14 protein-coding genes are annotated in these 20,250 nt (G+C 44.1%); 6 read left to right on the forward strand and 8 right to left on the reverse strand.

Features of this window, described 5'->3' with window-relative positions:
* Positions 1 to 4: 4 nt before the first annotated feature.
* Together J3P40_RS14275 and J3P40_RS14280 are read right to left on the reverse strand one after the other, a co-directional pair.
* Positions 5 to 2,353 carry a TonB-dependent receptor gene (locus J3P40_RS14275; RefSeq protein WP_256006838.1) on the reverse strand — a complete coding sequence of 783 codons (2,349 nt, stop codon included), beginning with the start codon at positions 2,351 to 2,353 and terminating at the stop codon, positions 5 to 7.
* An 805-nt stretch (positions 2,354 to 3,158) separates the two neighbouring features.
* Positions 3,159 to 3,350, reverse strand: a complete 192-nt coding sequence (locus J3P40_RS14280; protein WP_256006840.1) for a hypothetical protein — start codon at positions 3,348 to 3,350, stop codon at positions 3,159 to 3,161.
* Positions 3,351 to 3,426: 76 nt separating this feature from the next.
* Here J3P40_RS14280 and J3P40_RS14285 point away from each other — a divergent pair, with 76 nt between their 5' ends.
* From J3P40_RS14285 to J3P40_RS14300, 4 genes are all read left to right on the forward strand, one after another.
* On the forward strand, positions 3,427 to 3,948 hold the full coding sequence (locus tag J3P40_RS14285) for an RNA polymerase sigma-70 factor (RefSeq protein WP_256006841.1): 522 nt from the start codon (positions 3,427 to 3,429) through the stop codon (positions 3,946 to 3,948).
* A gap of 68 nt (positions 3,949 to 4,016) precedes the next feature.
* Positions 4,017 to 4,619, forward strand: coding sequence for a hypothetical protein (locus J3P40_RS14290; protein ID WP_256006843.1), 603 nt, complete (start codon positions 4,017 to 4,019; stop codon positions 4,617 to 4,619).
* Between the two features lie 11 nt (positions 4,620 to 4,630).
* Positions 4,631 to 7,036, forward strand: coding sequence for a TonB-dependent receptor (locus J3P40_RS14295; protein ID WP_256006845.1), 2,406 nt, complete (start codon positions 4,631 to 4,633; stop codon positions 7,034 to 7,036).
* Between the two features lie 25 nt (positions 7,037 to 7,061).
* A complete protein-coding gene (locus tag J3P40_RS14300) occupies positions 7,062 to 8,288 on the forward strand; it encodes a DUF4374 domain-containing protein (protein WP_256006847.1) in 1,227 nt (408 codons plus the stop codon).
* Between the two features lie 124 nt (positions 8,289 to 8,412).
* On the opposite strand, the gene J3P40_RS14305 is transcribed toward J3P40_RS14300, so the two are convergent.
* The 4 genes from J3P40_RS14305 to J3P40_RS14320 all read right to left on the reverse strand — a co-directional run bounded on the left by J3P40_RS14305 (position 8,413) and on the right by J3P40_RS14320 (position 11,742).
* Entirely contained in the window at positions 8,413 to 8,880 is a 468-nt protein-coding gene (locus J3P40_RS14305; RefSeq protein ID WP_256006848.1) for a JAB domain-containing protein, read from the reverse strand.
* Positions 8,881 to 9,799: 919 nt separating this feature from the next.
* Positions 9,800 to 10,714: a helix-turn-helix domain-containing protein gene (locus J3P40_RS14310; protein ID WP_256006849.1), complete on the reverse strand. Its 915-nt coding sequence runs from the start codon at positions 10,712 to 10,714 to the stop codon at positions 9,800 to 9,802.
* A gap of 10 nt (positions 10,715 to 10,724) precedes the next feature.
* Positions 10,725 to 10,982 (reverse strand): Atu4866 domain-containing protein, encoded by a 258-nt coding sequence (locus tag J3P40_RS14315; RefSeq protein WP_256006850.1) that lies wholly within the window; start codon positions 10,980 to 10,982, stop codon positions 10,725 to 10,727.
* Positions 10,983 to 10,998: 16 nt separating this feature from the next.
* The gene (locus J3P40_RS14320) at positions 10,999 to 11,742 is read right to left on the reverse strand and encodes an SDR family oxidoreductase (RefSeq protein ID WP_256006851.1); all 744 of its coding nucleotides are present in this window, start codon (positions 11,740 to 11,742) and stop codon (positions 10,999 to 11,001) included.
* A gap of 686 nt (positions 11,743 to 12,428) precedes the next feature.
* Between J3P40_RS14320 and J3P40_RS14325 the strand changes: the two genes are divergently transcribed.
* Entirely contained in the window at positions 12,429 to 13,244 is an 816-nt protein-coding gene (locus tag J3P40_RS14325) for a helix-turn-helix domain-containing protein (RefSeq protein ID WP_256006852.1), read from the forward strand.
* A 72-nt stretch (positions 13,245 to 13,316) separates the two neighbouring features.
* Entirely contained in the window at positions 13,317 to 14,501 is a 1,185-nt protein-coding gene (locus J3P40_RS14330) for a multidrug effflux MFS transporter (RefSeq protein ID WP_256006853.1), read from the forward strand.
* Positions 14,502 to 15,192: 691 nt separating this feature from the next.
* On the opposite strand, the gene J3P40_RS14335 is transcribed toward J3P40_RS14330, so the two are convergent.
* The gene (locus tag J3P40_RS14335) at positions 15,193 to 16,743 is read right to left on the reverse strand and encodes a RagB/SusD family nutrient uptake outer membrane protein (RefSeq protein ID WP_256006854.1); all 1,551 of its coding nucleotides are present in this window, start codon (positions 16,741 to 16,743) and stop codon (positions 15,193 to 15,195) included.
* A 6-nt stretch (positions 16,744 to 16,749) separates the two neighbouring features.
* Positions 16,750 to 20,124 (reverse strand): SusC/RagA family TonB-linked outer membrane protein, encoded by a 3,375-nt coding sequence (locus tag J3P40_RS14340; RefSeq protein WP_256006856.1) that lies wholly within the window; start codon positions 20,122 to 20,124, stop codon positions 16,750 to 16,752.
* Between the last annotated feature and the right edge of the window lie 126 nt (positions 20,125 to 20,250).

Below are 20,250 nucleotides of genomic sequence, written 5' to 3' on the forward strand. Positions count from 1 at the left end.
GTTGTTATCTAATTTCATAAGAAATACCGACCAGGATGTTTCGCGGCATACCCGGCGTATATGAATTTGCTATTCCGCTCATGGCATACCGCTTATCAAACAGGTTGTTGCCATTGACCTGGAGCCTATAATTTTCATAGCGGTAACCGATCATAGCATCGAATATGGTATAGGCCGGCATTTCGGCGACAGTGCGACCGACTTTCTGATTACTGAAAAAGCGTCTGCCGACATGCTGGAACCCGCCACCAACATATAAGCCCTTCACGAGCGACGGTGGCAGGACATAGCGCAGCCATGCGTTTGCAGTGTGCTCGGGGGTATTGGCGAAGCGCTGCCCAATATCCTCGGGCTTCACAGCCTCTGTGATCCTGGTCTTATTGAAGGTATAATTGACATTGATAAAGAGCGCCTGGGTTACGCTGCCACTTACCCCGGCTTCAATACCGCGGCTTCTCACCGCGCCTATGGCTTCCTGCCAGCGAGGCAAACCGGGTCTTGGGACAACCTGCAGGACATTCCTTCGTGTGCTCTGGTAAAGACTGACAAAAGGTAGCAGCCTACCCTGAAGAAAGTCCCCTTTGAATCCGAGCTCCAGTTGCTTGGAAGTCTCGGGATCAAACGGCCCGCCGTTTTCCGAGTAATTGCTGTAATGGGGTGAGAAACCCTGGTTGTAGTCCGCGTATACAGACAGTACCGCCAGAGGCTGATACACGACACCCAGACGGGGGCTGAAGTTTTCCGTACGCTCAGGGCGCTCGTTATAAAGCGTAACCCTTTCAGGATCTACCGCCAGGTAGCGCCTGAAGTAATTGTTATATCTCAGACCGGCCAGTACTTTCCACTGCCTTCCGATTTCAATATGGTCCTGAATGTATGCGCCCAGCGTGTTATAGGTGAAGCGCTCCATCTGCGAATTGGTATAGACCTGTTTTCCGACGCTGTCAAACACTTCATTTTTTACCGGATCATATACATTGATCGGATCAGCAGCATACTGCCGGATGCCTTCCGGGTACTTGTTTTTGTTCAGGACGGCGTCAGCGCCCACAGAAAGCTGATGCGTCATTACCCAAATCTTTTGCTTAACATTGGTGTAAAGGTTTACCGTTGTGCCGGGCGAGTTGATCTTCTGATAGGTATAGCTCCTCATCACCGTCTGGTCGGCCGTTCGAATGTATCCAGCTGCTGTGTACTGCTCGCGCACGGTCCTGCTCTGATTGAAGGCTGCTAAAACACCCACAGATACCCTTTCGGAAAATGCATGTTCCATCACCGATTGAAGCTGCAGGTTATTGCCCTTGTAAAAACTGTTGTAACCGGGGTTGAATGTGTGCGGTGCCAGGAAGATGCTGTCCGGCTTAAGTGAGTTATAAATGGGAACCCGCGGCTGATAGTTATTGCTGGCATCGTCATGGATATAATTGGCGTTTATCTGCCAGCTTGTCTTCGGGGCAATATCCCATTTGAGTGATCCGTAGGCCTGGATGCTGCGCCGGTCAAATCCGTCGGTAAAGCTGCCGCCGTCCTGAAATCCTCCGCCAAAAAGGAAGTACAGGTTCTTGCTTCTGGTCAGAGACGAAGTGACGTCGGCCTGCATGCGGTAAAGGTCAAAGCTGCCGCCTGCGGCGGAGGCGTTGAGCGTGGACTCCCTTTTGGGCTGCTTGGTCACCAGATTGACATTGCCGCCCATTCCACCCTGTCCGTAAAGAATCGCCGATGGGCCGCGGATGACTTCTACGCGCTCGACGTTACCCAACAACGGAAGCTGGCCTTCAGGGTAAGGGCTGCCCTTGATACCATTGGTGGTTATTCCGCCAATGCCTGAAGTGTAGCCACGGCTGGAGAAACTTCCATAGAAGTCCGTGGAAGTGAATCCCGCTACGTTTTTGAAGGCGTCGTTGAGCTGAAAGAGCTGCTGATCGTTGATCAGCTCGCGCTCAACAAGCTGTACCTGCTGAGGGATGTCCTTCAGCAAGACCGGACCTCTGGTAAGTGAGCCGGTCTGCCTTTGCGCCTGGCCCCTGATAACCACTTCAGTAAGCGTACTGCTGGAGATGTTCAAAACCAGGCGCAGCGATAAATGCTGGCCATCCCTTAAGACGATGCCTTGCTTGGTAGCCTGGTAGCCAACGCCGGTGGCGATCAGCATATACTCCCCCGGCGCAAGATTTTCAAAAATGAACTTTCCGGCAGCATCCGTCGTGCCTCGCCGGTCAGCATTCAGCGAAATATTGATTCCAGGCAGCGGCCTGCCAAGTTCGTCCTCGATCGAGCCGCGAATGACTGCCTGACAGAAAGCTACCTGCAGGCTGAATAATGAGAACAAAACGGTAAAAATAATTTTAATCATTTTTTGTATAATGGTGATAGCGAATAATAATTTAGTTCGACAGCAAACTTCCGATTGCACACAATAATAGCCGCCGTGCATGGGAATGCAAGTAACCGGCAATCGATACCCCTTTTCAGGTCACAATAAGTTTGCAGCCGGAAACTTTAGTGAAACAGAAAATCCTTCGTGAGTTATGAAAATCGTGAGATAGGCGGCCCCTTATTGGTCCAGGTTCCCAGGAACACCTGATAACCATGGCGCAGGTGGTGGCATGGGCGCTGCTCGTGGAACATTGCCGGACAGTGCAACCCGGATTGCACGGCGTCCGGGAGACATTCCTGTCCGTGAGATTGATTGAATTCACATACCAGACACCGGATCGTCCCCTTTTGCAGCTTTACAGCAACATCGTTGGAGGAAGAGTCCATTTCGCTGGAATGATTATGACCTTTACAGGCGTGCTGATGCAGTCCCTGCTCAGCTTGCACTAATACAACCAGCGAGAGGAAAAAAGCAGCGAAAAATCTTCTGACGGCTATGCGCATATAAATTAATGCATCAAAGTTGCAATTAATACCTAAGTAAAGCAATAAAATTTCGAATAATACTTTTCCAGACCGGGATTCCTCCGGCAGTAAAAGCTGGTTTCCATATACCCGCCTGCGGTAAATGCGGGTACATCTGGCTCGGGACTAGTCCGAAATATTGACTATTTTCTGGAGATATCATTCCTCTTGAACTAATCCTCGTACTGTCCCGCCCACTTGACCCCTTAGGCATCCAATCAGCCTTGAGATCGGCAGTTTCATTAGCAACTTTTGCGTCAATTGGAAAAAAACTCGTGAAAGGCGATCGGCAGTCTGTACAGCAAACGCTCATATAGATAGCGGATCACCAGTTGCTGAAAGTTGACCCGCTTCTTTCTCGCAATCGAAGTGCTGGGTATTTCGGCAAAACTGGTCAGCAATTCCCCGTACATGCTGACTAGCGGGTTTGGCGTAAAAAGCCTGATCATCCAAAGAACCTCAAAATCTCAATTTATTTATAATTAGTCTAATTAAATAATATATTTACCGAAAAAATTTGAAGATTTGACTGACAAGATTCCCCTTGAGATCACGCCTGAGGTATTTTCCAATGCCTATGACACCTATTGGAGAGAGCTTTACATAGCCGCTTATCACTATTCGAAAGATATTGAGCTTTCCAAAGAGATCATCCAGGAGATTTTCATTTCACTTTGGGAGCGCAGGGAAGATTTACAGATTCATACTTCCCTGAAAAGCTATCTGTACAGGGCCATGCGCCTGAAGATCTTGGAGCACTTCCGTAAACGGGCAGTCCGGGACAATTATATGGTCACGCTGCTCCAACAGGATTTACAATCAGATAGCACTGAGCAACTGCTCTATTACAAGGAACTGGAAAAGGCCTTGAATTCTGCAGTTGAGCAACTTCCCGGGCGTTGCCGGGAAGTTTATACCCTGAGTCGCGAAAACGGACTGGACAACAGATCCATTGCGCTGGCCTTAAACATCAGTGAAAAGGCCGTTGAAGGCAACATGACCAGAGCATTGCGCGGTATCAGAAGCAAGTTGAAAATATTCAGATAATTTTTTTTTAAAAATCCACATAGGGCTATCGGTCCTCAACGCAACATATCTATACCAACAGTACATACATGAAAAAAAAATCTGATCACGATCGGTATAACGCAGGCTTTCCGGGTGGCGAAAACGAGGAGCAGGTAAAAAGGCAGATATGGACCCATATTGAAAGTGCTACCTTACTCGCTACCCCTAAAACAGAGCGAAAAAACAGGCGCTTATCAAAGTTCAGCATATATGCTGCCGCGGCAAGCATTGCTTTGGTTGCAGGTATCTTTCTTGCACTTCAAACGAACAGCCATCTTCGGCCGGTCACCATTGACAACATAAACGGAAAGTATCTGCGCAAAGTAAGCGTTGGCAATCTGGAGTTCATCCTGCAGCCAAATAGCGAATGCACGATTGAGCAATCACTGATCTCTAATACTACGAGTCTGAAATTTTGCGGAGCGGTGTCCGTACAGAATGTCTCGCCGGTAGCGCGGAAAGTCCATGTAGCCTCAGGATTGTTTAGCTGCACCGTTACTGTAAACGATAGCATCAGCCTCCATAAAGGTCAGACTTATCTGGCTATGACAGACCAGCGGTACAGTCTGATCTCGGCCACCACAGAGGAAATTCTCGACGGGCTGCCCCGCTCCTTCAGTTCCAGATTGGAGAAACGTTTCAACCTGTAACCTGAAGATTCATGAGATCGATCACGTTGATATTTTTCTTAACGATTTCCGCTCATTTTACAGGGGCGGTTGCGCAATCAGTTCCTTCGGGAAGTCTTAAAGTCACGGTGACAGACCTCAAAGGTAACCCTGTAAGCGGCGCCTCAGTGACCTTGATTTCAAAAGATACCGTAAGCCGCTCAACAGACCATCGTGGCATTTTTCAATTCGGCCCTTTACCAGTGGGCAATTATTTGCTTATAGTATCCCATGTGTCCTATCTCACCCAACAACAGAAGATCAGCATCCGGATAAATCACGCAGAAGCGCTAACCTTCAAAATAAAATCTGAGGCTTTACAGATGAATGAGGTCAACATCAGTGGTTTAAACATTGCGCAAACCAAAAAACTACAACCCTTTTCTGTTGATGTACTGGATTTAAAAAAATTCAGGGACAGGGACATCGATTTGAACCGGGCGATGGACGGTCTGGCCGGAATCCGCGTGCAGGAAAATGGCGGGCTGGGTTCAGAATACAATTACTCCATCAACGGTTTATCAGGCAAGGCCGTGAAGTTTTTTATCGATGGTATACCTATGGAAAGCTTCGGTTCATCTTTCAGCATCAATAACCTCCCCTCCAACACCATTGACCGCATTGAAATTTACAAAGGGGTCGTGCCTGTTGAATTGGGTGGCGACGCCCTGGGTGGAGCGATCCATCTGGTATCCAGAAAAGAAATCAAAAACTACCTTGAACTTTCACAAAGCGCAGGTTCTTTCAACACCTATCGGTCTACGATTTCCGGACGATGGAGGGCTGCAACAAGCGGCTTTACGGTGCAGACCAACGCTTTCTTTAATTACTCTGACAATAATTATAAAGTTTGGGGACCTACGGTCGAGGTGGCTGGTCCTGATGGCCGTGCGCTTCCTGGTTACCCGCGCTTTGAACGTTTTAATGACGACTACCGCGCTTATGCCCTTAAAGCGGAGACAGGCTTTACCAATGTATCCTGGGCGGATCAGCTTCTGCTGGGAATCACCCATTCGGATCAGGAAAGAGGGCTACAAACAGGGCGCACCATGGCATTCGTTTATGGGGATGCCAGATACAGCGAAAACTTCCTCATGCCTTCGCTTAAATATCTCAAAAGAGATTTCCTGGTTAAGGGATTGACTATTGACCTGTTCGCAGCTTTTCATGAACTGAGCGGTACAACCACAGATACAAGTTCAAATCGGTACAACTGGAACCAGGACGTCATTTCCAGCACTTCACAAGGAGAACTAAATGGCATCAGGAACCAAAAATCCATTTACACATTCACCGACAACAATACCCTAGGCCGGTTAAACCTTGCTTACCAGTTTAATGAACATCAGTCGTTGCAGCTCAACTATACGTTGAACCAGATCACCCGCAAGGGCAGCGATGAGATCTCACTGGCCGAATGGACCATCCCATTCCTGCAACCACAGGATATGACCAAGCACGTCACGGGGCTTTCCTACCAGCATCTGTCACTTGATGCGCGGCTAACCAACATTCTGTTTGTTAAGAACTTTAGATACGACGCCAAGGCGAGCGTATACGACTACAGGGGTCAGCAGCAAAAGGAACTATTTTATCAGACTTCTGATGACAACGCCTGGGGTTTCGGTTATGCAGGCAAGTTTTCATTCACCGATAAACTGCATTTCAAGTTTTCTGCAGAGCGTACAGCCAGGCTCCCCGAGGCTCAGGAGCTTTTAGGCAATGGAAATACCATTTTAAATTCGCCTAACTTAAAGCCTGAACGCAGCAGCAATCTGAATGCCTCTGTGCATAGCAGCATAGGTACTGGCGCTAACACATTCACGGTGAGCTTGGCGGCTTTCTTCAGGAATACAAATGATCGAATATGGCTCGGAGAGGGTGATCTTTTCGGCACAGCCAGATATGAAAATATCGAAAAAATCAGAACCATTGGCATGGAAGCAGATGTATTATATGCGCATCGCAACCTATTTCAGGTGTCTGCCAACCTCACTTACAACGATATCCGCAACCGATTAAGGTTTACCAGTTCGGGCGCAGAGAACATTGTTTTCAATGACCGTTTACGAAATACCCCATACTTAATGGGCAATGCAGAATTCAGGTTAAATGCTGAGGAGTTTTTGCACATCAGCCAAAAGCTCTCGGTTTATCTGAACACCCACTATGTGCAGGAGTATTTCCTGGGATGGCCAAGTTTAGGTCAGAAATCTGAAAAGAAGATCATTCCTACCCAATTTGTCCAGGATGCCGGCATAGGTTACGCCTTCGCGCAAAATCGCTATGCTATGAATCTTGGCGTTAGAAATATATTCGACAAACAGGTTTATGACAACTATCTGCTGCAAAAGCCAGGCCGGTTCATTAGCCTTAAATTCCGCTGTCTCATTCAATAAATAACTATAATAAAATAAACTACAGATGTTAAAATTAAGAAAATCGGTACTCGCAGCATTAACGCTCACCGCCGCGATAAGTTCATGCAGTAAATCAGAGAAAGAACCCGAGCCGCAGCCAGGTGATCAACACTTCACCATTGCCAGCTGGACGCAGGATTTACAATACGTTGCAAGTGTGCCGTCATTGCAAAGTGGCGCACTCACCTTTAAAGGCAAGGGCCTGGAAGCTAACGGATCTCGTTATATATGGCACAAACAATTTGTATACCTCATGAACCTTCCTGAAAAGAAGTTCAACCAATATGAAATGGGTACCGACGGAAGCCTGAAACTAAAGGCTTCTATCCTTACTGATGGTGTGGTACCCAATTATTTCCAGTCACTGAACATCATCGACGACAACACAATGCTGGTTCTTGGTGCACCTACCGCAGGAGGAAATGGAACAATCGGATGGGCAAGAATCAACCTCAGCGATTTCACCGTTGCCGCAAAAGGAACCATGTCAGTACCTTTTGAAGCCGCAAAACCGGGTGTCGAGTTCTATCCGGGAAAAGGATTTATGGATAACGGTAAGTTTATCCTGGGCGGATACTTTTACGACAACACTAACGCCGCTTATGTGGTGGATGGTGTAAGAGCCTTGGTTTATGATTATCCGGCAATGACCAATATGCGGGTGATCAAAACTACCGCTACTGCAGGTGGCATCGGTTACGATTACCTGAATTCAATCACTACAGACGAGCAGGGAAACCACTACTTTGTTGCCAGTGCAGGTAAATACTGGACGGGTTTAGGCGGAAAGTCAGGACTCGTGCGCATTAAAAAAGGCACCTCCGAATTTGATCAGGATTATTTCTTTGATGTAACCTCCCAGGTTGGTCAGAACGGCTGTTTGATGGGTGTAAGCTATGTTTCGAACGGCATCGCTTTTGGAACGGTACAGTTTGAGGATTTGATGTCCTCTGTACGCGACAGATTGAAAAATGTCGCCCAGGTCGTGAAACTTGACCTGGTCAATAAAAAAGCTACGTTGATGACCACCCCTTTAAGTCCTGTGGCCATGGTACGATCGCCGTTGGTATTTAAAGGTAAATACTATACAGGGATTGCGCCTGTGGGCGGAGAAGCTGCGATCTATGAATTTGATCCGGCTGGTGATGCGAACGCATTTAAAAAAGGTTTGACACTAGATGGCGGCGGCTCTGTACAGGTGCAGCTCATAGCCCCTCATCCCGTTAAATAACAACAAAGAATGGTTCCCGCATTAACGGGAGCCATTTTTTTTTGTGCAGGAACCGGGTGCATTCCCTATGTCCTTTCACCCTTGAAACCATCAGGTCGATCGGTGTTCAAACATCACCAAGAGGTTAAATCAACCCTTCATCACTAAATGAGTAATACCCTTCTGCGGTCACAATCAAATGGTCCAGCACGGGTAGGTCCAGCATTCTTCCGGCGGCAGTAAGTTTTTTGGTGATGTCCAGGTCAGAAGTACTAGGTCTAAGGTTTTCAGAAGGATGATTATGCCCAATGATGATCGAAGAACCAACACATTTCAGGGCGATACCAAAAATCAGTTTCGGATCCACTACAGTTCCTGAATAGCCACCACTGGAAACTTCCCGGATACCAATTACCCGGTTAGCACGGTTCAGAACCAGCATGAAGCACTGCTCCAGCAGATTGATCTGATCTTTGTCCCAACAGCTGATCAGCACATCAAAGGCATCTTTTGAAGAGCCGATTTTAGGCCTTTCGCTTGCCTTGAAATTTGGCTGATAGGATACCTGGATCTCTGAAACCTGAAACATTGGATTTACATTTTGCGCTTTCATCACTTTACATGTTAAATTGAAAATTTGATTAATTGCGCGCTTACCAGCCGGAGGCCGAGCAAGCAAAAAATGCAGCGGAATAAATGGACAGGAGCCGAAAGCCGGCGGGTTTATGCCGAACAATTTTTGCGCCCCGAAGGCCTCACGGCTAACTTGGTGGCCATTAATAAAAAAACCTCGCTCCCCGACCCTTGGTGATCATCCACGTGTGAGCCATGCATGTTGAGAAAGCTCGCTTCTGACCTGTGGCAAAAGCTAAAAACACCTAATCCGAGGGACGCAAATTTCATTTAGAGCGACGCACTGAGTTTCGCTGCAAGTCTGCATTGAGTAATGACCAGTTTCGCTTGATACCCTTCAGGTGAAGTTTCGGGGTACAACATGCGATTTAACGAAATTCAATCAGATCACTCGCTTTACCATTTTCCAAGAACGCCTTGAACATGACGTTAATGCTCTCTGTATAGAACTTTCGGTCTTTGAAGAACTATATACCGCGGAAGACTGGACATGCTGACACCCTGTTCCGCACAGTGACAGGCAATTCCGCCGCAAAGTGGTCAGTTTGACCTACAAATAAGAAGTGTATTGATTCGGTGATTTTCTAAAGGTGACGTGAAACTATCCTTTTAAGCCTCGCTGAGAAGAGGATGTATGTCATCAGGATACAAGCCAGAGGGTGCTGGAAAATCAGTTGTAGGCCTTTATTGAGTTCGTGTGTCAAGGAGATGGGACCTGCGGATCAGACACCCCTAAAGTCGCTAACAGAGGTGCCCAGGTAAGCCAGAATAGGATCCTTCATTAACTGGCCAGGACAGCCCAACCCTGAAGTGAATTTCTTTCGCTTGTCAAAATGTGACCACTTTGCAGCGAAATCAGCTGACCACTTTGAGTGAAATATGCAAAAGGGTGTACATTTTCAATTAAACCTTGCCCTGAACTCTAGAGGTGTTTGGTTAGTCTTTTGTTTGAAAAGTTTGCTGAACGACTGTGGATATTCAAAGCCCAGTTCGTAGGCAATTTCGCGTACTGAAAGTTCGGTGGTACTTAGTTTTTCCTTGGCGTATTCCACCATTTTATTTTGGATATGTTGCTGGGTGTTTTGGCTAGTGTACAAGCGAAGCAAACTCCCCAGATAGTTGGCCGAAATATGCAGCTGTTCGGCAATGTCGCTTACCGTAGGAATACCTTTTTCGAAGATTTTGCCTCTCTGAAAATAGTCATTTAGCAAGTGCTCGAATTGGTCTATGACCTCGATATTCGTTTTCTTACGGGTGATAAATTGACGTTGGTAAAAGCGTTCGGAATAGATTAACAACATTTCTAGCTGTGAGATGATGAGTTCATGGCTGAATTTGTCAATATTGGATTGATATTCTTTCTCGATGTTTTTTAGAATTTCAAGGATGGTTTGTTCTTCTTTATCGGATAGAAACAAAGCTTCGCTTGCCGCATAGCCAAAAAAATCGTAGTATCTTATTTTTTTTGCCAAGGCAGTCTGAATAAGGAAATCTGGATGAATGAGCAATAGCCAACCTGTAGGCTCTACGGTAATATTAGGATCTATTTCTATCTTCAGGAATTGCAAAGGTGAAATGAAAGACAATACACCTAAGTCGAAATCGTATTGCTGTTGTCCATAATTGAATTTGGCATTCACATTCCGTTTCAATCCAATCGTATAAAAATTTTGTATCCATTTTATATTTTTTTCCTCAAAGGGATACTGCACCTTACTGTAATCGATCAGGCTGATTAACGGATGTTCAGGGCTTGGAAGATGGCAGAAAGTGTGAAATTCTGCGATTGAATTGAGACGGAATGTGTTGTTCATTGTTGGTAAATTACTTATTTTCTTTGTGAAATATCATGCCACCGTGATACAAGGTGCCGTCTATAAATTCGCCATCTGCCGTAAAGCCTGTGTCGTCCTGGTAGTCGATATGATTGCCGGTCACCTGATAGTCCCCTTGATACGCACTTTCCTTTTGGCATCTTGCTTCGTCATAACGGTTATCACACAATAGATGATGTCGAATATGGCCATCTTCGGTTACCCACATCCCAATGTATTCTTTTGTTTCTTCTATGGTTTTGCCCATTGTAACTGTTTTTGGATTAAAGATTTTTTTGTGCAGTTGGTCTTACCACCATTTCGTTCACATCTACATCATTTGGCTGTGCAATGGCAAACGCCACAGCTTTAGCGATGGCTTCAGCAGGAAGTAAGTTGGTTCTGAATTGTTCAATAGCCAATTTCTTTAATTCAGGATCCGAAATGGTATTTGGTAGTTCAGATTCCGTAGCACCCGGTGCCACTAAAGTCACTCGAATATTGCGGCTCACTTCTTGTCTAAGTCCATCTGAAATAGCTCTAACAGCAAATTTGGTAGCACTATAAACAGTGGAAGTTGGTCCGACCCAACGATCCCCCACCGAGGTAATGTTTACAAACTGACCGTTATCTTTTGCTTCAAATACAGGCAGTGCCGCAGCAATACCGTGCAATACCCCTTTTATATTTACATCGACCATACGGTGCCACTCGTCGATTTTATAACTGTTGATCATCGATAAAGGCATCAAACCTGCATTATTAACCCAAACATCTATTGTTCCAAATTGAGTTACAGCAAAAGCGGCAAAATCAGCTACATTATTTGGATCCGTAACATCCAGCATTTTGTAAATCGCTTCGCCGCCAGTTGTTTTAATTGCTTCGGCGATGTTTTCTAAATGATCGATACGACGAGCGCCTAAAGCTACTTTAGCGCCCAATGAAGCTAAATGTCGTGCAATCGCTTCCCCAATTCCGCTGCTGGCTCCTGTAACAGCCACTACTTTTCCTTTGATATTCTCCATTCTTTTTGTTTTTTATCTATTTACAAATGATAATGCAAAGATGGCCAGTAATATTGTAGGGGATGTAGCTCAATCGGTTGGTCTTGTGTCCAAATCGTGAGTGTACTACTACCCTTCAAATATATTCACCGTATTTCTGAAGGCTTTCTTCATTTACATCAAATCTACAAACGACCTTGATTGAGTAAAGTATAAACAATTGGCTTCCTTGATGATTTGGAGCGTCCCTTAGCTACATCTTCGTAACCAATCAAACCACTAAATGGTACCTTAAAAGCTGAATTCGACCTGTATGCAAGCTTTATCCTTATTCATCCGGCGTCTGCTCAAAATTTACTAAAATTGAAATTACCGCATCCTGTAAAAGTTGAGCAAATTGATTGATATTTAACATACCAAATATCTACGATTCATCCCCAAACTAAATTAGCCTTTGCTCTGGCCCTACTTTCTAAATAGCTTATTGTCAGCAGGTTCGTAAGATTCAAAAGGTTATAACTTTTTGAACTATAGCAAAAACATTAGAATAGCGATCGTAAAGTAAGTTTGAAGATTCCTCTATAGATAATAAGCTATGCTTGGCTCACTAGACTAAATTAAAATTCAGAGCTTCTGAAATTTAAATCCTGGAAGATCCATTTAACTTGGACGTATCGTCTATCATTCATAACTTGGTCATATACATTATGCAAGAAAGTATTCCAGTCCATCAATTAACTAAATCCTCATTCCTTATATTTTCGATAGATGGAACAAGTGATGAAACCTTTGATGGCTTGCATCGTCACGATTTCTTTGAAGTAATATGGTTCACTGATGTTGAGCAGGATCAGTTGGTAGAAATTGACTTCACGCCTTTTCCTGTATATGACAACAGCGTTTGTATTTTAACTCCTGGCCAAGTATTCCGCATGTCGCTAACCACACAAAAAGGTTATGTAATGGCCTTTTCGAAGGAATTATTTAACGCTATCCTAGAAGATAAACCCTCCTATTTTCCAGGGATAGCTCCTGTGAAAATAAGCCTGGAGAACGAAAAGCCTCTTAAAATGCTGATTCAACTAATTATAGAAGAATACCATTCAAAGAAAAGAGTATCACTTTTAAAGGCATACTTAAGTGCATTTTTATTTCTTTTATTAGAATCATCAATAGAATTCCAAACCGGGTCAAATACTCGTGTTGCGGCATTGCTCAGATACGTTGACCAGTATTATCTAGAGCAACGGGAGCCAACTTTCTATGCAAATTTGCTTAATATTAGCATTAAGCATTTAAATGCTATTACTAAAAAAGAGCGCGGTTTAACAGTCAAGGAACTTATAATAGAGCGACTACTACTGGAAGCTAAACGAGAAATCAGGTTTGGAAAGCTTAGTTTTAAGCAGATTACTTTCAAGCTAATGTTTACTGATCCAGCTTACTTTTCCCGTTTTTTTAAAAAGCAAACTGGGCTAAGTCCGGAGCAATTCAGAGCGTCACTACCTGTACTTTCTTCGTAAGCGCGATTACTGTGCAAGAGTTACCGCACTTAATCCATTTCAACAGGTAATGGTTATGGCGAGCTTTGTATTATGAAAAATTCAAAGCTGATAGTGGTAATACTTGCAGTAATTACTGCTCTTGAATCGTTAAGCATTGACTTGTATCTTCCGGCATTTACGCAGATTGCTCAGACATTTCATGTTACCATAGGGGATGTGCAAATTTCACTCTCGCTGTTCCTGGCGGGTTTTGCATTCGGGCAATTATTCTGGGGCCCATTATCTGACAAGCACGGTAGAAAGCCCATCTTGTTGTGTGGATTAACAATGTTTGTGGTAAGTGCAGTAGTTATCCATTTCGTAAAGTATATAGAACTGCTTTGGGTGCTCCGTTTTTTACAGGCTTTTGGTGGATGTGCGGGAATCGTTATGTCCAGAGCAATTGTTGCAGATAGTTTTGAAAAGAAAGATGCAATAAAGATATTTTCCAGTCAATCTCAGATAAGTGGCATTGCACCAATTATCGCCCCCTTACTGGGAAGTTTGCTCTTAAACTTCTGGGGCTGGAAAAGCATTTTCTCAGCGATAACATTATTAGGAACCCTTTGTATAATAGCTGTATCGGTCTATATTCCAGAAACCAACATCTCTAAAAACAATATAGACAAAGGATTTGGAACATCTCTGACAAAAGTCACGTTCTCTAACAAGCAATTTTTAATATATACAATGGTAGGGTCAATGGCATATAGTGCCTTGATGCTTTATATATCCAGTGCCCCGTTTATTTTTATGGAAAAGGCTGGATTTAAAGAAATGGAATTTAGTTTAGCCTTTGGCTTCAACTCGCTCGCTCTGATTTTCGCTTCTTATATAACCCCAAAGTTGTTAGTCTACGTTAGATCTCAAGTCCTGGCATTTTGGGCGAGTATTGCACTTGCACTGTGCTGTGCCATGTTTGGGCTAGTAGCGGTTACCGGAACAAACCCTTCAGCCATGATCTTGCTTCTTTTTTTATCGCTGATACCTATCGGAATCCTATTCCCAATAACAACAGCTTTGGGATTGGAAACTGTTGAAAAAGGAAAAGGTACAGCGGCTGCATTCATCGGATTTATTCAATTATTGCTATCCTTCATGCTATCGACACTAGCTGGCATTCTACAAAGCGACTCCGTAGCCCCAATGGCCAGCCTTCGTTGTTTTGTCGGTGTCGTAGCAATCTTTCTTGCATACAAGGGTTTATCCCGGACAAAAAACTTTCGGTACCTGTAATAGGTATTTCTTAAGTAAGTTAATACATCATGTGCTTACGACGGGTATTTCAGCAAAACTGGTCAGATATTTCGCCAACATGCTGACAACCTGTTCCGCATTAAGGTGAAGGCAATTCCGCCGCAAAGTGGTCAGTTTTGACCTACAAATTAGAAGTGTATTAATTGGGTGATTTCCTAAAGGTGACATGGAACTATCCTTTAAGCCTCGGTGAGAAGAGATGTAAGTCATCAGGATACAAGCCGGATGCTGCTGGAAAATCAGTTGTAGGCCTTTATTTGAGTTCGTGTGTCAAGGAGATGGGACCTACGGATCAGACAACTTTAAAGTCGCTAACAGAAGTGCCTAGGGTAGCCAGAATAGGATCATTCATTAACTGGCCAGCCCACCCCTGAAGTGAATTTCTTTCGCCGGTCCAAATGTCACCACTTTGCAGCGAAATCAGCTGACCACTTTGAGTGAAATATGAAAGCAGGACGAGACACATTGAACAGCGGAAAGAAAACAACGATCAGGACGCCGTAATGAGGTGTTTTTCCTTGATTGTCGGTAACAAATTCCCCCTTTGATACGAATGTGGTGATAGGATTTTCATGCCTGGTGACCACTTTCTTAACAAGGAAATGCTTTAAATGAAAAAAAAGTTCTTAAGGTGTGCCTAAGAACTTTTTAATACTAATCACTCTTACTATTATTTAGACGTAGGCGCCCAAACACCTTGGAAAAGCGGCAGGCCCCATTGAGGATTAGCTGCAAGCACTTGATTTGCAATTTGCAATCTGAAATTCGGACCTTCTATATCACTGGTATACACCTTAGAGCCGATTGTGTGCGTAATGCTCGTTTTGCTCCATGGTTTTCCAGTATCATAAACATATCGCTTAATATCAAGCACGCGATGGAAGCTGCCGATGGGTTGCTCCCGGCGTCTTTCTTTCAAGATTTCGAAAAGCAGGGCATCCTGACTTAAACCTACACCCCCAGGCAAGTTGGTAACAGCACCTGAGTAACGGTATTTACGAAGTGTATTCAGGTCGGACAGCGCTGTACTAAGGTCATTCAAACGTGCTGCTGCTTCAGCTTGCATCAAAAGGAGATCAGGATAAGTTAGACCTTGTGAGGAATTCATTTTCCGGTCGCGGTACCATAATGTTCGTATACCATCATCATACTTAATACCACCAACGGTTACAGAATATCCCAGGGCCTTTAGCGAAAATAATTTATATCGCCTGTCATTCGTCTTGTCAAACAAGTCCAGGTAGTCCTGAGATGGATAAGGTGTACCATTTGACACCATTCTGTAAAACAAATTTTCACGATGAACAACTTGTCCTTGAAGCAGATCTGGCGCCTCAAGAGATAGCGTCACTTCTACATCAGTACCCGGTGCAGGATTGGCCGATGGATTCGGTTTATATGCAAAACTATTGTAATTATAGATCAGGTTATCCACGCTCCCTTTTACAGCAATGGAGCGTGTCCAGGCTTCCTGGGCATGTTCATGCATTTTTACCCAATCTCTTTTATACATATAAAGTTGAGCCAGCAAAGCATGGGTAGCAGCAAGGTTAGCACGACTTGGGTTGGAAACATTTGCCGGTGCTCCGCCCAAGGCATCCTTTAAATCCTGTTCAACCAATGCGAGCGCCTCCGCTGTTGTAGAAAGATCGGGGTTTGCCACACCAGGGTCTGCCGAAGTACGATACGGCAAAACCTTTGTATTATTTTGTCCATTCGGATTAAACATTGGGCCATAAGTGAGTGTGCCTACCATTAACGACCAGGCCCTGCCGGCTTTCGCTTGAGCAGTAATCAGCTTTCCTGTAGCCGATTCTGTGGCATTCAGGCTTTTAACGCCATCGATCACATTGTTAAACAAGCCCACCGCAAGATAGATACCCGAGTTCCAAGCGAATTGTGGCACCCTTGGATTTTCATAAGGCTGGTTAAAAGTATGGGCTGCATATATATCCACGTTAGGATGAGTACTGATATACAAGTATTTTGCTTGATTCTCGCTAATCACGTAGTTGTCTCCTAAAAACGGATAAAAGCTTCCGCGATTGCCGTTAATAAAATGAAAATCAATTGTTCCATTGTTATTCAACAAATTTTCCAGCTCTTCCACTTTGGACGGAATCAGCTTTCCCACTGGTTTTACATCCAGAAACTTTTTACAGGATAAGGTGAGCAGAACGGTTACTGCGAGCACGCTTATTTTTAAATAATTTGTAGTCATGGGTCATTAAAATGAGAAGGTGAAACCAAAAAAGAGTTCAGCCGGCAGGGAAAGCGAATTAACGTTTTCCGGGTCTATATCTGTTCCTTCTGCGGTAATCCGGAAAAGATTTCGGCCCTGCACAAATATCCGGGCATTGCTCATCTTTAAATGTGAAGCAACTTTGGTCATATTATAAGATAGCGTAACATCACGCAGCCTCGCATAACTCGCATTACCGATTAATACATCCGTATAAGGAAAATCGAACGAATCTGCGTTAAATGGCCTTAACACCGGATAAATTGTGGTCGCCTCGTCTCCAGCTTTCCTCCAGCGCTGGCCAACGAAACGATTTAAATAATTAGAACCCGAAAAGCCATCTTTACGATATTTGTGACCAAGTTTGGCAATAAATAAAGTTGTTAAGTTCCAGTTTTTATAGGTGAACGTGTTTCCTAAAGACAGGTCGTATTTTGGGCGTAGTGTACCTTGATAGATCAGGTCTGGTATGGTGGCATTAGCGATTTTCATTTTTTCGCCCGCTGCATTATAAGACAGTACTTCACCTAAGTTATTAAGGCCTGCAAAACGATGCCCCCACAAAGCATCTGCGGGATAACCTTCTGTTAGTATACCGTTAGCAACAGCATAGTCTCCAATGAAATTTCGATCCAGCTTGAAAGAGGTAACTTTATTGAAATTGTAGGTAAAATTCGGTATTAAATTCCAACGAAAATCTTCAGTTTTAACCACGTCCACATTCAGCGACATCTCAATACCATGATTGATCATTGCACCTGCGTTCTTTGTAACGGTTGACAAGCCCATTGTCGGGTCTGCTGTTTCCCTTGCTAAAAGGTCTGTACTATTTTTCCGGTAATAATCTATGGTGGCATTAACACGGTCATTCCAAAATGACATATCTGCACCTAAATTCACCGTTGCCGTACGTTCCCAGCGTAGCTGATCATTCGGAGGTGAGGCAACGCCATAAGAAACCCCGCCGGTATTATTATTGAAGTTGCCGACAGATAAAATTAAAAACGGGCCCTGATCTAAAGAAATATTTCCGTTAATACCGTAAGATGCCCTCAGGTTAAACCTGCTTATGAAGTCGCTTTTAAAAAATGGTTCTTGTCCCATTTTATAGGTACCCCCAACAGACCACATCGGACGGTATCTGTAATCGGGATCCGTTCCAAAGAAATTGGTCAGGTCCATACGGACACTTCCACTTAAAATAAAACGGTTATCGTATTCATACGATGTATTTCCATACCAGGATACAAAACGATTATCCATGTATTGAAAACTTCCTGGATTAAGGGTTATACGTCTTCCAAGTAACATGTCCGAATTATAGATGCCGGCATTATAATCCTTTAAATTCATTGGGATAAATGAGCCGGCTATCGGATTGTATCCTACACGGGTCTCGTTTTGATTGTTATCAAAAGTAAGTTTTCGGATCTCACTTCCAACCAAAGCTGTGATCCGGTGTTTGGTGCCGTTAAACTCCCGGTTTAAATTAAGCTGTGTCCTTACCGTCCAGTTTTGATTGACATTTCTCCGCTCATCGATAATGCTTCCATCTGGCAAATAATGATCTGCATTATTTTTGATAGAAGTGGCATCGTTATAAGCTGTCCTCACAGCAAAGGCATCTGCATCGCGCAGTTCCCTAACATGTGTTGATCCGCGCTGCCAGTTTCCGCCAAATTCTGCATTAAGCCCCGGTAGTATATTTGCACGTAAAAAGCCACCAAACCGGGTTTGAAAATCGGCCGTCCTGCGTGTTTGTTTATATATATCCTGTAAAGGAACATTGGTCCAGTCTTTCATACCCGGCTTTGTTTTATAGGTATCAATTTTATACTGGCTGAGCCCCCAAACAGCAGCAGGATCACCATTTGCGTCGGTTAATGATGTGTATGGCTGTAATATGCTTGTTGATCCGTAGGCTAATAGATCAGAATAGCCGCTCATTGGTGAAATGTGATTGCTATATACGGCATTGAACGTCATTCCCGCGGTAAGGAATTTTAAAGGTTTCCATTCATTCTTTATATCAAAAATAAGCCTATTGTAATCGCTGTTGATAAAATTTTCGCGGGTATCCAGTAAGTTAAGGGAAACATTATAATTATTTTTTTCTCCACTGCCAGAAATACCTATATTATGCTGGTTACTAATTTCCGGCCGGAAAAAATGATCCTCGAACTGCTGTAAGCCATTCACATTGCGCAGCGCATCAATCTCTGCCATGGCGGCTGCCTCGGTTATTTTTTTCTCCCTTACCTGCATCATCAGGAAAGTAACCCTACTCATATTTGCTATTGAAATCGTTGAAGGACTATTCGGAAATTGGTTATATATATCGAGTTCTGCATCGATATAATCTGAGGTTGAAGAAAGGTTAAGGTCGTTGAGATCTGGCTTTGATACTACATTTAATAAGCCATTATATGTAATTTTAGGAGCGCCTGCCGCTCCTGATTTTGTGGTCACCACGATTATACCATTTGCGGCACGTGATCCATAAATGGAGGCAGCGACCGCATCTTTAAGTACAGTGATGCTACTGATGTTTAAAGGATTGATGTTTCCGAGCCCCCCTTCTATCGGGTAACCATCTACCACTACAAGGGGAGTAACTACACCTGCGGTGAAGGTAGAAACCCCTCGCACTTCAATATTACCATTTTTATCCAATACTACACCCGTTAGTTGCCCTTCTAATGCCGACCGAAGATCCGTATGTAACCTTTCTTCCAGTTTTTCTGTTGTAACCACACCGAAAGAACCGGTTGCCCTTTCCCTTGATATCCTCTGATAACCGGTATTAACGATATCAACTGTTTGCAAATCTCCCGATGTTAGAACCAGACTGATGGTTCCAAGATTAGCAGCCGCCCTAAGCTCCTTAGGTGCATAACCAAGGAAAGTGATCAATATCGTCGCATTTTCATCGACGTTGGCTAATACAAACTCACCTTTTTCGTTCGCTGTAACGGCACGTTCAGTTCCCTTCACCCGCACGGTTGCGCCAGGCAAAGGTTTGTTGCTTTCATCAACGATCCGGCCGCGCACTTCGATCTCCACCATTTCTCGCTCTTTGATAACGATGGTTTTATCACCGATCGAATACATCAACTGCTGATTTAGCAATATTTTGTTAAGCGCTTCCGGAAGTAGCGTATTTACTAACTTAATGTCGATCTTTTTCTTCGCGGGTAATACATCATCTGCATAAAGAATGTCAAATCCCGTTTGCTGTTTCACTTTCGTCAGCACCTGTGCCAATGTCGCATTTCGTTCGTCCAACGTAACACGCTGGCCAAAAGCTGAGGCACTGGCATGCAGTAACATGGTTGTCATAATAATTATGATCAATTTCATAATCAATAATAGTTTAGGTGGCAGCCATCGTTTAGGCATACCAAGTGCAAAAGCATTATTTTGCATACTTTTGTTTGTTTGGGTTAATACTGATTGGTTTGCTATCAATGATTCCCGCTTATGGGG

Source organism: Pedobacter deserti, assembly GCF_024436415.1.
Lineage (GTDB): Bacteria > Bacteroidota > Bacteroidia > Sphingobacteriales > Sphingobacteriaceae > Pedobacter > Pedobacter faecalis.